Source organism: Polyangium sp. y55x31 (assembly GCF_029946505.1).
In the GTDB taxonomy this organism is placed as follows: domain Bacteria; phylum Myxococcota_A; class Polyangia; order Polyangiales; family Polyangiaceae; genus Polyangium.
The window spans coordinates 341,130-354,427 of sequence record NZ_JARZHG010000001.1 but is presented as its reverse complement, the minus strand read 5'-3'; the positions used below and the strand labels follow the sequence as shown (position 1 = coordinate 354,427).

At 69.3% G+C, this 13,298-nt stretch carries 12 protein-coding genes; 6 read left to right on the top strand and 6 right to left on the bottom strand.

The genetic code is table 11. The features are described from left to right. Window positions 1–79 precede the first annotated feature (79 nt). Window positions 80–1,060 (top strand): PAS domain-containing protein, encoded by a 981-nt coding sequence (locus QHF84_RS01075; RefSeq protein ID WP_281311241.1) that lies wholly within the window; start codon window positions 80–82, stop codon window positions 1,058–1,060. On the opposite strand, the gene QHF84_RS01070 is transcribed toward QHF84_RS01075, so the two are convergent. Both QHF84_RS01070 and QHF84_RS01065 read right to left on the bottom strand, forming a co-directional pair. Continuing rightward, window positions 1,050–2,522: a sigma-54 dependent transcriptional regulator gene (locus tag QHF84_RS01070; protein ID WP_281311240.1), complete on the bottom strand. Its 1,473-nt coding sequence runs from the start codon at window positions 2,520–2,522 to the stop codon at window positions 1,050–1,052. The two genes, QHF84_RS01075 and QHF84_RS01070, sit on opposite strands and share 11 nt — an antisense overlap. 22 nt (window positions 2,523–2,544) lie before the next feature. Continuing rightward, the gene (locus tag QHF84_RS01065; RefSeq protein WP_281311239.1) at window positions 2,545–4,038 is read right to left on the bottom strand and encodes a HAMP domain-containing sensor histidine kinase; all 1,494 of its coding nucleotides are present in this window, start codon (window positions 4,036–4,038) and stop codon (window positions 2,545–2,547) included. Window positions 4,039–4,315: 277 nt separating this feature from the next. Here QHF84_RS01065 and QHF84_RS01060 point away from each other — a divergent pair, with 277 nt between their 5' ends. The 4 genes from QHF84_RS01060 (at window position 4,316) to QHF84_RS01045 (ending at window position 8,606) form a co-directional block, all read left to right on the top strand. After that, window positions 4,316–5,089, top strand: coding sequence for a YoaK family protein (locus QHF84_RS01060; protein ID WP_281311238.1), 774 nt, complete (start codon window positions 4,316–4,318; stop codon window positions 5,087–5,089). Between the two features lie 49 nt (window positions 5,090–5,138). Next, window positions 5,139–5,564, top strand: coding sequence for a hypothetical protein (locus QHF84_RS01055; RefSeq protein ID WP_281311237.1), 426 nt, complete (start codon window positions 5,139–5,141; stop codon window positions 5,562–5,564). Window positions 5,565–5,646: 82 nt separating this feature from the next. Next, window positions 5,647–7,971, top strand: coding sequence for a PAS domain S-box protein (locus tag QHF84_RS01050; RefSeq protein WP_281311236.1), 2,325 nt, complete (start codon window positions 5,647–5,649; stop codon window positions 7,969–7,971). Window positions 7,972–8,462: 491 nt separating this feature from the next. Beyond that, window positions 8,463–8,606: a hypothetical protein gene (locus QHF84_RS01045; protein WP_281311235.1), complete on the top strand. Its 144-nt coding sequence runs from the start codon at window positions 8,463–8,465 to the stop codon at window positions 8,604–8,606. Window positions 8,607–8,622: 16 nt separating this feature from the next. Here QHF84_RS01045 and QHF84_RS01040 read toward each other — a convergent pair whose 3' ends face one another. From QHF84_RS01040 to QHF84_RS01025, 4 genes are all read right to left on the bottom strand, one after another. Continuing rightward, complete coding sequence (locus tag QHF84_RS01040) at window positions 8,623–8,901, bottom strand: hypothetical protein (protein WP_281311234.1); 279 nt, start codon at window positions 8,899–8,901, stop codon at window positions 8,623–8,625. Between the two features lie 311 nt (window positions 8,902–9,212). Next, complete coding sequence (locus QHF84_RS01035; protein ID WP_281311233.1) at window positions 9,213–9,449, bottom strand: hypothetical protein; 237 nt, start codon at window positions 9,447–9,449, stop codon at window positions 9,213–9,215. After that, on the bottom strand, window positions 9,446–10,375 hold the full coding sequence (locus tag QHF84_RS01030; protein ID WP_281311232.1) for a tetratricopeptide repeat protein: 930 nt from the start codon (window positions 10,373–10,375) through the stop codon (window positions 9,446–9,448). Before QHF84_RS01030 ends, QHF84_RS01035 begins: the two co-directional genes overlap by 4 nt. A 452-nt stretch (window positions 10,376–10,827) precedes the next feature. Further along, on the bottom strand, window positions 10,828–12,171 hold the full coding sequence (locus QHF84_RS01025) for a hypothetical protein (protein ID WP_281311231.1): 1,344 nt from the start codon (window positions 12,169–12,171) through the stop codon (window positions 10,828–10,830). 110 nt (window positions 12,172–12,281) lie between these two features. On the opposite strand from QHF84_RS01025, the gene QHF84_RS01020 reads away from it, so the two are divergent. Beyond that, window positions 12,282–13,250: an ornithine cyclodeaminase family protein gene (locus QHF84_RS01020; RefSeq protein ID WP_348652830.1), complete on the top strand. Its 969-nt coding sequence runs from the start codon at window positions 12,282–12,284 to the stop codon at window positions 13,248–13,250. The last annotated feature ends 48 nt before the right edge of the window (window positions 13,251–13,298 follow it).

The following is a 13,298-nucleotide window of genomic DNA, read 5'->3' as shown; positions in this document are numbered from 1 at the left end:
TGTTTCGCAATCGTATTCCCGTTGACCTCCCGCCCGAGAACGCATTTCATGGCTCCGGGGCAAACGGGGGGAGGTGGCCATGGATGGGTCCGAGACCGCTGTGCGATCGGACATTGCACGGCTCGAAGCGCGCGTCGCCGAGCTCGAGCGCGAGCTCGCGGCGTCCCGAGCGCGTGAGCAGGCGCTTCGGGAAAGCGAACAGCGCTGGCGCTGGATGGTGGATGGAAGCGACGACGGCGGCTGGGACTGGGATCTCCGGACGAACGAGGCCTTCATGAGCCCGAGCTGGTTCGAGATGCTCGGCCTCGCGCCCGGCGAGATGCCCTGCAACGCCGAGACGTGGAGCTCGCTCATGCACCCCGACGACGCCGAGGCGGTGTGGAAGACGCTGCAACGTTTCCTCGACGGGAGCATCCCGATCTACCACCTCGAGTATCGCATGCGGCACAAATCGAACGGCTGGGTGTGGGTGATGAGCCGCGCCAAGGTGTTTGCCCACGACGCCGAGGGCAAACCCATCCGCATGACGGGCACGCTCCGCGACATCACCGAGCGCAAGCAAATGGAGGAGGAGCGCGCGCGCCTGTCGCAGAGCCTCATCGAGGCCCAGCGCGCGACGCTGCGCGAGCTCTCCACGCCGCTCATCCCCATCGCCGAGGACGTGGTGCTCCTGCCGCTCATCGGCGCCGTTGATCCCGCGCGCGCCGAGCACCTCCTCCCGACGCTGCTCGCCGGCGTAGGAAAACATCGAGCGAAGACCGTGATCCTCGACGTGACCGGCGTCCGCGTCGTCGACGCCGCCGTGGCCGACGCGCTCGTCCGCGCCTCCCGCGCCGTGGGTCTGCTCGGCGCCGCGGTCGTGATCACAGGCGTGCGGCCCGAGGTCGCGCGGACGCTCGTGGAGATCGGCGCGGATCTCGGCTCGATCGTGCTCCTCGGCAGCTTGCGCAGCGGCGTCGAGTATGCGCTCGGCCGCAGCGCGCCGCGCGAGCGACCCTCGGGGATGCGGGCGAGCGCGTCGTCCGGCGTTTACCCCCGCCGCGCGAGGATCATGCCTTGAAGTCGGCGCCCGAGAGGCCGTGCTTGCGGAGCAGGTCGTGGAAGTCCGTGCGATTGCGCCCGGCGAGCTTGGCCGCGGCGCTGACGTTGCCGCCGGCGCGGCGGAGCACCTCGACGAGATACGCGCGCTCGAAGGAGTCGCGCGCGGCGCGGAGCGGCGGCAACGGGGCCTCGGGATCGCCGAGGACCGCGAGGCCGAGCGGCGGCTCCTCCTCGGCCGGCTCGGCCTGCGGTTCGCTCGAAATCGTCGCGGGCGGCCGGGCGGGCGTCGCCAGCGTCGCGAGGATGTGCTGCGGGCGAATACGTTCGTCCTGACAAAGCAGAATGGCGCCTTCCATGACGTTCGCGAGCTCGCGGACGTTGCCCGGCCAGGAATGGGCGAGCAGCACGCGCATCACCTCGGACGAGAGGTACGGCTCGGGCAGGCCGTAACGCGCGGCCGAGCGGCGCAAGAAGAGCTCGGCGAGCAGCGGGATGTCGTCCTTGCGCTCGCGGAGCGGCGGCATGACGATCGGCACCACGTGCAGCCGGTAAAAAAGGTCCTCGCGGAAGCGGCCCGCGGCGACCTCGGCGCGTAGATCGCGGTTCGTCGCGGCCACGATACGCACGTCCGCGTCTTCCTCGGTCGCCGATCCGACCTTCGAAAAACGCTTCTCCTGAAGCACCCGGAGGAGTTTTACCTGCACCGGCGCCGGGGCCTCGCCGATCTCGTCGAGCAGGAGCGTGCCGCCGCGCGCCGCCGCGAAGAGCCCGTCCTTGTCGCGATTCGCGCCCGTGAACGCGCCGCGCACGTGTCCGAAGAGCTCGCTCTCCAGAAGCTCCGCCGGCAGCGCCCCGCAGTTCACGGCGATGAACGGGCGCCCCTTGCGCGCCGAGAGCGCGTGCAGCGACCGCGCCGCGAGCTCCTTGCCCGTGCCGGACTCGCCGAGCAGGAGCACGGTCGCGTCCGCGGGCGCAACGCGCGTGATCCGCTCGCGAACGGCCGCGATCGCATCACTCGTCCCGAGCAGACGGTTGTCGCTCGACGTGTCCCCCACGATGCGCCGGAGGCCCGCCACCTCGCGCTTGAGCCGCCCGCTCTCGATGGCGTGCGCGAGCTTCTGGAGCAGCTCGTAGTCCTGGAACGGCTTCGTCAGAAACCCGTATGCGCCCCGCTGGATCGCGAGCACCGCCGTCTCGATGGTGCCGTGCGCCGTCAGGATGATGACCGGCAGATCCGGCGAGCGTTTTTGCACCTCGCCGAGCACCTCGATGCCGTCGGCGTCTTCGAGGCGCAGGTCGAGGATGATCGCGTCGATGCTCCCTTGCTCCAGCGCTTCGAGCCCGCCGCGGGCCGAGAGCTCGGTGCTCACGCGGTAGCCGTGGTGCTCCAGCCGGTAGGCGAGCAGCTCGCAGAGGTGTGGCTCGTCGTCGATGACGAGAACGTGCGGGCGCGGGGTGGTGTCGAGCTCGTCCTTCCGCATGGGGCTGGTTCGTCGGGTTTTATCACACGTGCGCCGGCAGGGCGCGCGGCGACGGCGGCTCTTCGTCGAGGGGCAGCCACATGCGGAACACCGCCCCGCCCGACGGGTCGTCCGAGGCCTCGATGTCGCCCCCGTGCGCCCGCGCGATCTCCCGAGCGAGCGCGAGGCCGAGCCCGATGCCCACGCGCTTCGGCGAGCTCTCCACGCTGTGCGTCACGAACGCATCGAAAATGACCGAACGGATCTCGGGAGGAATGCCCGGTCCCTGATCGGCGACGCTGATCTGGGCCCAGGTCCCAGCGTGCCCGCCCGGTCCTTCGGGCACGAGGTCGCGGCGGACGTACACGTGCTGGCCCTTCTTGGAGACGGCGACGGCGTTGCGCACGATGTTCGCGATCGCCCGCTCGACGAGCACCATGTCGAGGCAGGCCTTGGCCGCCTGGCCGGGCGTCTCGACGTCGACCGTGACGCCGCGCTCGCGGGCCTCGGATTCCTCGTCGCGGACCGCGCTCCAGAGCACCTCGTCGACGGACGCGCCGGGCTTGCGTTGCAAGGGCACGCCGGCGCGCAGGCGCGAGAGATCGAGGAGCGTGGTCACGGTGCGGATCTCGCGCTCGCAGGCGAGCTGCGCGATTTGCACGATACGCGCCTGCCGCTCGTTCAGCTTGCCGCCCGCGCCGTCGGAGAGCAGCGCGAGCGCTTCCCGGATCTTCGTGAGCGGCGTGCGCATCTCGTGCGAGACCGACGCGAGAAACCCTTGCTTGAGGGATTCGAGCTCGGCGAGGCGGCGGCGCATGACCTCCATCTCCTCGGCGAGCTCGTACACCTCGCGCGGGCCTTGCGCCTCGATCGTGACCGTGAAGTCGCCGCGGCCCACGCTGCGCACGCTCGACGAGAGCGAGGCGAGCGGCTGCGTCACCGTGCGGGAGATCCGCTGCGCGAGCAGGACCGCCACGACGCACGCCACGAGCGCGAGCACGATGCCGCTCGACAGCGCCGAACCGGCGGCGCGGCCCGACTCCTCGTCCTTGCGGAGCAGCGCCGAGTGGAGCTCGAACATGCGCGCGATCCAGGCGTCCGTGAGCTTCTCGTCGAGCCGCTCGCGCTCGAGCCGCGTGGTGGTCGTGACCAGGTGGGCGCAGGTGTCGCCCGTGGAGACGCGCGTGGCGAGCGCCTGGTAGCCGCGGACCGGCTCCAGCATGATCTCGCGCACGGGTTTTTCCGCGGCCTGGAGCACGGCGTCGAGATCCCGCAGGCGCTGCTGGATGACGCGCGCGGCGTTCTCGGAGGACTGTCCGTTCTCGCAGTCGACGGCGCCGTGACGCACGGCGATCTCGACGGCCCATGCGGCGCGGTGGACGGCCTCTTCCGTGTTCAGCGAGCCGAGCTCGGCGTCACGCACCTCCTTGAGCGACGAGCTGATCTGGGCGAGCGAGCCGAGCATGACGACGAGCGCGCAGACCATGAGGCCGACAGGGAGCGCGTGCGAGAGGACGAGCCGCGAAACGAGCCGCATCGAGGGAGCTCCGGACATGGAAGAGGGCGAGAACCGGGAATCGTGGATCGTGATGGATCGTGCCGGGCATGAGCTGACACGGCGCGCGGCGCCGCGCCATTGTCGCTGATTCCCGACACTGTCGGTGAGGGCCGTCGATCCGGCGTCGGCGCGCCCCGACGAGGGACCACGATCGCGCCCCGAGCACCCCGGTTTTTGCGGGAGATCGGCGCTGGCACGTTCCATGAACATCTGCGCCGGGTCCGAGAGTGATCCTCCATCAAAAGAAAGGATTTTGATGTCGGTCGCGCTTCACACGCCTCCCACGATTTTTTCGATGCGCCACGCGCCGAGCTGGCTCTTGCTCGCGCTCGCCGCGGGCAGCGTCAATGCAGGCGCGTTTCTCGCCTGCCAGCGCTTCGTCACGCACGTCACGGGCCTGACGACCCAGCTCGGGATCGATGCGGGGTTATGGAGCCTCATGGCCGAATACGGGCTCGTGGTGCTCTGCTTCATCGCAGGCGCGATGTCGTCGGTGATCGCGCTGCAGCGGCGCGCGCAACGCGGCAAGCAGCCGCTGCACGCCGCGCCGCTCATCCTCGTGTCGGTCATGCTCGCGGGCGTCGCGGTCGCGGGCCAAGCGGGGCTCTTCGGGCAGTTTGGCGCGTCCGTCGAGCAACCCTCGGACTTCTTGCTCCTGTCGCTCCTGAGCTTCGCCATGGGGCTGCAGAATGCGACGGTCTCCACGGCCACGGGGGGCGCCGTCCGCACGACGCACATGACGGGCCCGGCGACGGAGCTCGGGGTGCAGCTCGGGAGCTCGTTTGCCACGCAGGGCGAGGCCCGGCGCGTGGCATTGCAAGGTGTGATGCTGCGTGGAGGAAAGATCATCGCATTCGCGTCGGGCGCGGCCCTGATGGTGCCCGCCGTGCGCGCAGGCGGTTATCTCGCGTTCCTGATCCCCGGGGCGTTCATCTTGACGGCGACCGTGCTCAGCTTCATCCCCGGCCTCAGCGTCGACATCCCCTCGACGCGGGAACCGGCGCTGAGCCGAGATCACCGCATCGCATAGAAATCAGCTTTCGCGTGAGAACTGCCACGATGGCACGAACGAGGAATTCATGACGACGTTGCCGAATTACCAGACGCGGGAAGAGCTTTCATTCGCGCGCCCCGAGCGAGCGGCGAAGAGGGAGAAGCCGACCACGCTCGTGAATGCCGAGCTCGTGGCGGCGCGCGCCCAGGGCGTCCACGACCAGATGATCCAGCAATCGCGCCTGCTCTCGGCCGTTTGCTTCTTCGTCGCGACGGGGCTCGCCGTCTGGCAGATCTCGACGACGTTCATGATCGTCTTCCTCGCGCTCGCCGTGATCGTGTCCGTGACGAGCCGGATCCTCGCCCTGCGCGCATTTCGTGAGGAAATCGAACGAACGGCGCGCGCGCAGGGGTTGGCGGAGGACGCCGTGCAGCGCGTGGCGACCGCGAGGACCGCGGCGTTCCGGGCGAAGGGCGCGAACGGAGAGGACGCGCTCGACGCCGAGACGTGAAGCGCCGCGCCCGCCCGCGTGCTCCTTCCGCGCGGCGTCCTGACAGTTCACGCCGCTCCACCTAGATTCGACGTGGGGCTTCGTGACCGGGCACGAGCGAGCGAAAGAGGCGTCGTGGGAGGGCGAGATGTTCCGGCTCCTGGCCGAGAACGTCGTTGATTACGCCATTTTCATCGTCGACTCCCGCGGCACCATCCTGAGCTGGAGCAAGGGAGCCGAGCGGCTCCTCGGCTATCGCGAGGACGAGGTCCTCGGCCAGCCGTCCGCCCTCCTCTTCACCCCCGAGGACGCGCGGAACGGCGTGCCCCAGCGCGAGCTCGACGAGGCGCTGGCCACGGGCCGAGGGAGCGACGACCGGTGGCACGTCCGCAAGGACGGCACGAGGTTCTGGGCGAGCGGGAGCGCGACGCCGCTTCGGGACGAGGGCGGCAGGCTTCGCGGCTTCGCGAAGATCATGCGCGACCGCACCGAGATGAAGCGGGCCGAGGAAGCGGCGCACGAGCGCGAACGGCAGCTCGAGCTCCTGACCAACCACGTCCCCGTCCTCATCGCCCATTGCGACACCGAGGGTCGTTACAAGTACGTGAACAGGCCCTACGCCGCGCGTTTGCGTCGGACGCCGAGCGAGCTGCTCGGTCGACGTATCCGCGACGTGCTCGGCGAAGCTGCATACGCCTCCATCGCGCCGCGCGTGGAGGCCGTCCTCCGCGGCGAGCGGGTGGAGTTCGAGGTCGAGGTCTCTCAAGACGGCGAGGGCCTGCAGATGATGCGGACCGCGTACGACCCGGAGGTCGACGACGAGGGCCACGTCACGGGGTTCGTCGCGGCCATCGTCAACGTGACCGAGTCCCAGCGGGCGAGGAAGGCCCTGCGCGAGACGGAGGAGCGGCTGCGGACCCTCAGCGACAACTTGCCGCGGGGAGCCATCTACCAGCTCCTCGCCGAAACCACGGGGCGCAGGCGATTTCTTTATGTCAGCGCGGGCGTCGAGCCGCTCCTCGGCGTCACACCGGCGGAGATCCTGGCGGACGCCTCCGCCCTCTACGACCTCGTTCACGAGGACGATCGCGCCCGCATGGTCGAGCTGGAGTCCGCTGCCGTCCGTGGCCTCGCCCCGTTCGATTGTGAATATCGATTGTGGACGCGCTGGGGCAGCATCGTCTGGATTCATTGCCGCTCGGGCGTCCGCCCCCTGCCGACGGGCGAGATGATGTGGGAAGGCATTTTCATGGACGTGACGGCCCGCAAGGAGGCCGAGCAGGCGCTGCGCGAGGCCGATCGCCGCAAGGACGAATTCTTGGCCATGCTCGCCCACGAGCTGCGCAATCCCCTCGCGCCGATCCGGAACGCCGCCCAGATCCTCCGGCTCGTCGGCATCGCCGATCCGCGGATCGAGCGATCCACGGCGATCATCGAGCGCCAGGTCCAGCACATGACCCGGCTCGTCGACGATCTGCTCGACGTCAGTCGCATCACGAGCGGGAAAATCAAGCTGCAGAAGGGGCGGGTGGACGTCGCGCCGATCGTCTTCCGGGCCCTCGAGACGGCGAGGCCGCTGCTCGACGCCCGCAAGCACCACGTCTCGGTCGAATTGCCGCCCGAGCCGGTCTGGGTCTACGCCGATCCGACGCGGCTCACGCAGATGGTCGAAAACCTCCTGACGAACGCGGCCAAATACACCGAGGAGCGAGGGCAGATCACGATTGCCGTCAAACGCACAGGGGATACGGTGTCGATCCGCGTGCGGGACACCGGCGTCGGCATTCCCAAGGAAATGCTGACGCGGGTCTTCGACCTCTTCACGCAGGTGGATCGCTCGCTGGCGCGGTCGGAGGGCGGGCTCGGAATCGGGCTGACGCTGGTGAAGAACATCGCCGAAATGCACGGCGGCACGGTCGAAGCCCACAGCGAGGGGCGAGGGAAGGGGAGCGAATTCATCGTCCGCCTGCCGGTCTTGCCGGAGACGGAGCCGCAGGCGGACGCGAGTCGAGCCTCGGGCAGTCGCCCCGCGGCGCCCCGCCGCATCCTGGTCGTGGACGACAATGCCGACGTCGCGGAGAGCCTCTCCATGCTGCTGCGCATCGCGGGGCACGAGGTCCACACGGCGCACGACGGCAGCGCCGCCCTGGAAGCGGCGCGGACGTTCCGGCCCGAGGTCGTGCTCCTCGATATTGGTTTGCCCGGAATGAACGGATACGAAGTCGCCCGGCAACTCCGCCAGGACCCCGATCAGAGCCAGGCGATTCTCGTCGCGCTGACGGGTTATGGCCACGAGGAGGATCGCCGGCGCACGAAGGAAGCAGGTTTTTCCGCCCACCTGGTGAAGCCGGTGGATCTCGTGGCGCTCGAGGCGGTCCTCGGGTCGGTCGGAGCGAACTCCGGCGCGCGCCTCCCCCCAAAGACCTAGGCGGGACGGATCTTTCGGGCTACCCTGCTTCGGCCCACGAGGAAGCTCGATTTCGACGCGATGAGCCTGACGGAAATCGCCCTCAGGCGTCGCGCCGGGGCGCTGCCCCGGGCCCCGCGGGGGCTGTTCGCCCCTCGACCCGAACCAGCGCAAGCGCTGGACCATTTGGGGAAGAACTGCGCGATGCGCAGTTCTTCCCACAGGCCGGTGGCGAGGCCAGAGACGGCGTTGCCCCTCGAGGCGTCCGCGCGGCGGTCTTGATGGGCAGGACCGCTCGCCGGTCTTGAATCGGCTGTTCGATGAACTGCGCAGCGCGCAGTTCATCGACCCCGGGTCCAGCGCTTGCGCTGGTCCGGGTCCAGGGGCGGATAGCCCCTGGTGGGGCCTGGGGCAACGCCCCAGCGCGACGCCTCCCAGATGACAGCTCCTTGCGTGAGCTCGTCAGCGCGCTTCGGGCGTGAACAGCGGCTCCCCGCTCGCCTTCACGCCGAATGCGCCCGGCGCAGAAGGTCGGCGACGATCTCGGGCTGCCGCGGTACGAGCCCGCGAACGTGCTCATCGACGACCGGCATTTCGACGCGCTGTCCGGACAGCAGGCGTACAAGTGTTTTGCGTGTCGGGTTGTCCGGGCCTGATTCTCTCGTCTCTCGGTCAGCGCACGAGTCTTTCCACCGGCACGTGGAACGTCGCGCGCAGGATGCCGAGCCAGGACTGCGTCGTCTCGGGCTCCTCGATGGGCGCCGTATCGTACGCCGTGAAATACCCAGCAGCGGAGACGGCGCAGAACCGCGTCGCCCACCATCGAATCGCCGCCGAGGCGCTCGTGGCCCCGCCGGGTTCGACGTCGCGCGCGCCTTCTCCGAGCGAGAGCCGCTCGAATCGTCCCGCGAGCTCCAGCGCGCCGAGGGGCGTGAACGGCAGATGGTGCATGGATGGGTGTCCTCCCTTGCAACATGGAAGAGCACGAGTCGGGGATGGGGGGCAAAAAGTTCATCGGGGGTCCCACAACGGATCATCGATCGGAGGTCGATCGACCTCCGATCGGTGATACGTCGACGTCCTGTCGGAGGTCACATGACCTCCGACAGGACGCCGATCGACCTCCGACAGGAGGTCCGCCACCTCCGGGACGAGCTCATCCAGGTCCGATCGGCGGTCCATCACATCTGCCAGGAGCTCGATCCTCTCCGGCAGGACATGCCGCGACGTCCGGCCGAAGCTCCGCCATCCCCCCCAGGTGCTCACGCAACGACGACCGGAGGTCCCTCGACCTCCGCCCGGACGTCGCCCACGTCTGCCCGGACGTCGCCCACGTCTGCCCGGACGTCGCCCACATCTGCCCGGACCTTGCCCACGTCCGTCCGGACGTCGCTCACGTCCGCCCGGAGGTCGCTCACGTCCGCCCTGACGTCGCCGACCTTCGCCTGGAGGTCGCGGGCTGTCTGCCCGGCGACCAGGACCCGCGCGAGCGCTTTCAAGTGGGGAGGTTGTGGCTCTGCTGGATCTGGCGGATGTGCTCCGCCTCCGGCAGGCCGAGCCTCTCCGCTTCCGCGTGGGCGAGCCGGAGGAGGCGGGCGGCTTCGTTGCGGTCGCCGGGGGCGTTGCGGGTGAGGAGGTCCTGGGCGAGGTTCGTACGGGCGACGAGGAGCGAGCGCACGTCGCCAAGTCGCTCGAAGACCGGGAGCTGCTCTTGTTGCCGGATGTGCAGGGCGTCGTCGAGCTGGCCGCGCGCCTGCAAGATGTTGGCGATCCGGCCGAGGGTCATGGCGCGCGCGCGATCCTCGCCGATGCGCTCGAAGATGGAAAGCTGTTCTTTCTGGATGCGCAGGGCGTCGTCGAGCTGCCCGCGAGCTTGGAGGATGTCGCCAATCTCGCCGAGGATGAAGGCGCGTTCGCGGGGCATGTCGATACCTTCGAGGTCGTGGAGGGCTGCATCCAAGTGTTGCAGCGCTTCCTCGGACTGGCCTCCGCGACGCAACGCTCTTGCCAGGATGAAGCGGCTGGCCGACTCGACCCCCCGCATTCCCACGACCCTAGAATGAGCCAGCGCTTCCCTCGACACCCTCACGCTCTCCTCGAACGGGCCGGTCGTTTCGAGTACGCCCGCACGAAGGACCAATGCGTGGATGAGCCCTCCCGTATATCCCACCCCCCGCGCAAGACGCTCCGCCTCCTTCGCAGCGTGTATTGCCTCGTCGTACAAGGTCGCCTTGAAAAAGGCATCACCAATTCTCACCCAGGCATCCACGAGTGCCCCCGGCGCAACCTCCCCCGATGCCTCGATTTCTCGCAGATGGCTCGCTTGCCCCTCCACGCCCGCGTCCACGCCCGCGTCCACGTCCGCTTTCGCGTCCGCTTTCGCGTCCGCTTTCGCGTCCGCCGCCGCTTCCGCCTCGACGACCACGGTCCCCGCCCGCACGTCCCACAGATCCTCCGCCGCACGCGCAAGCTCCCCCGCGCGCGACGCCGGCACCACGAGCACGAGCGGCCCCGTAATGAGCCGTCCGAGCATGTCGCGGCCCATGTTCAGCTCCGCGAGGGCCCGCCCTCCCTCCGCGTCGAGCAGCACTTCCGCATACGGCACCACGGCTCCTGCCAGTGGGCTCTCTCGATTGGCAGCCGCAAGAAACCGATCCAGCTCCCGCGCCGCGTCCTGCCTCCACGAAAAAAACAAAAGCTCCGGGACCCCATCCCGACCACTCCATTCCCGGAGCCGCCACAGCACCTCCGCCCGCGCCGCGTCCGACGCCAGCACCACGAAGAGCGCGAACGACTTCGAGCGCCGCATCCCACGCCGCAGCACGTCGAGGCGATGCTCCGATTCCTCCGTGAGCCGCGCGAGCGGCCCCGGCCGGGTCAATTGTGCTCGCGGAACTTCCGACATGTCTGGACCAGCGGATGCACGGCCCACCAGGGCTCGGGATCGCCGTTCTGGTATTCGAGCACGAAGAGGTGGCGCAACAGATCACGCTTCACCTCTTCCTTGCAATCGTCCGGGAACCGGTTCGTCTTCGCCACGTGCCTGAGGACGGGCACGTAAGGCTCGGGCAGGGCGCGTTCGAAATCGGCCTGCACGCCCGCCATCGAGCGGTTCACCGACGTCGCCGTCACCGGCGGATCGTCGTGCTCGTTCACCGCGTCGAGCACGATCCGAAGCGCATGGCGAATGCACCCGCCCGAGGCCTGCGCGATCCGCAGCGCCGCCTGATCGCCCTCCTCGAAAAGCAGATCGAACCGCACGCGGCGCTGCAAGAGCTCCACCATCGCGCGCAAGCCGAGGGGATTGTCGCCGCCGCCCTGCGCTACCCGCTTGCTCACCTCGATCATCGGCAAGACGACGACCTTGCCCCCGTAAAGCCCGATCAGGCCGGCCCCGGCCGCGGCATAACAGAGATACAGCGGCACCGTCAGCACGAGGTGCGCGTCGAGCCCCTTCAACGCGACGAGGCGGTCGAGGTAGAGCCGCTCCACGCCCGCGCGCTGGCCCTCGGAGAGCTTTTCGAGGTTGTCGATGAGCACCACGAGCGGCTCCGACGTGTCGAATGGAGGCGTCTCGCGGATCGTCTGGAACGCCTGGTTCAAGCCCTCGATGAGCGCGGGGACCACGGACGCGAGGGACGCGCGCACCACCTGCTTTTGCTCGATGCCCTGGACGCGGATGTAATCGAGCGCCTTCTGGATCGCCTGGGGAATGCCGCTCGGCAGGTTCTTGACGACCGTCCCCAGGCTATCGCCGATCTGCTTCTTCCAGAGCGGCACGAGCACCTTCGCGGCTGCCGCGGGGTGCTGCTCGTACACGAGGCCCCAGAGCGCGAGCAGGATGTCCTCGAGGTCGACGCTCGTGCGGTCGAGCATATGGTCGGCGTCGAGGAAAAGCGTCGCGACCGGCGAGCCCCCGCCCTCCGCGGACGCGAGGCGCCGCTGCATGCGCAAGAGCTCCGTCGTCTTGCCGCTGCCGAGGTGGCCGCTCAGGAGGTGCAACGTGGGGACACCCCCCGCCCGCCGGATGCTGCGCGCGACCAGCGCCAGGCGGTCGCCGCCGCGGACGCTCTGGAGATCCTGGCGAAGATCCTCGTCCTCCTTCGGATGCAGCGGCGTGAACGGGTCGCAGAGCCGTACAGCATCGTCGAGCGTCTTGGCCGGATGCTCGAAGGCACGCGACGAGACGACGAGGCTGCGGGAGGGATCCGGAGGGCTCATCGACGCCGAGATTACCATGCTCCCCTGCTCGCGCCTGTGTTCTCTGCGGAACCCTCGCTCGCCAGACGATGGAAGCAAGCCGCGCGCTGATCTATACCGCCCGCCTGCCCATGCCTCCGCACGCAACCATCCTTCTCTCGCGCTCCGACGTCCGCTCGCTCCTCTCGATGGATGCCGCCATCGCCGCGGTCGAAGCCGCCTTCGCCGCGCATGGCGAAGGCCGCGCGCTCATGCCGCCGAAGGTCTACCTCGAGCTCGACGCCTACCACGGCGACCTGCGCGCCATGCCCGCGTACGTGGACGGCGCCGCGGGCGTCAAGTGGGTGAACTCCCACCCGGAGAACCCCGCGCGCTTCGATCTGCCCGCCGTCATGGGCATGTACATCCTCACCGATCCCGCGACCGCGCTGCCCCTCGCCGTCATGGATGCCACGCTCCTCACGGCCGTGCGCACCGGCGCCGCCGCCGCGATCGCCTCGAAGCACCTCGCCCCGCGCCCGCCGAAGACCGTGGGGTTCGTCGGGTGCGGCGTGCAGGCGCGCACGCTGCTCGAAGCGCATCGCGCGGTTTATGGCGACACGTTCGAGGTCCTCTGCGCCGACGTCTCCGAGCACGCCGCGCGCGCCTTCGCCGAGGAGGCGCGTGGCCGCGTCGTGTCGATCGAGGAGGCCTCGGGCGCGGACGTGGTGAATGCCTCGACGCCCGCGCGCGCGCCCGTCGTGAAGCGCGCCTGGGTGAAGGACGGCGCGCACGTGAATGCCATCGGCGCGGATGCGCACGGCAAGCAGGAGCTCGATCCCGCGATCCTCGTCGAGGGTCGCGTCGTCATCGACGACTGGGAGCAGGCCACGCACAGCGGCGAGGTGAACGTCCCCCTGGAAACGGGCCTGCTCCGCCGCGAGCAGATCCACGCGACGCTCGGCGAGGTCCTCGCGGGCAAGCGACCGGGACGCGAGGGCGCGCGGATCACCGTGTTCGATTCGACGGGGCTCGCCGTGCAAGACGTCGCGCTCGCGCGGGTCGTGCATGCGGCCGCGCGCGAACGCGGGGTCGGGACGGGCTTCGACTTTTTCCGCTGATACGATGCGCGTGGCGCCCCCGGGGGGGTCGCCGTCTTTCTTTGAAGG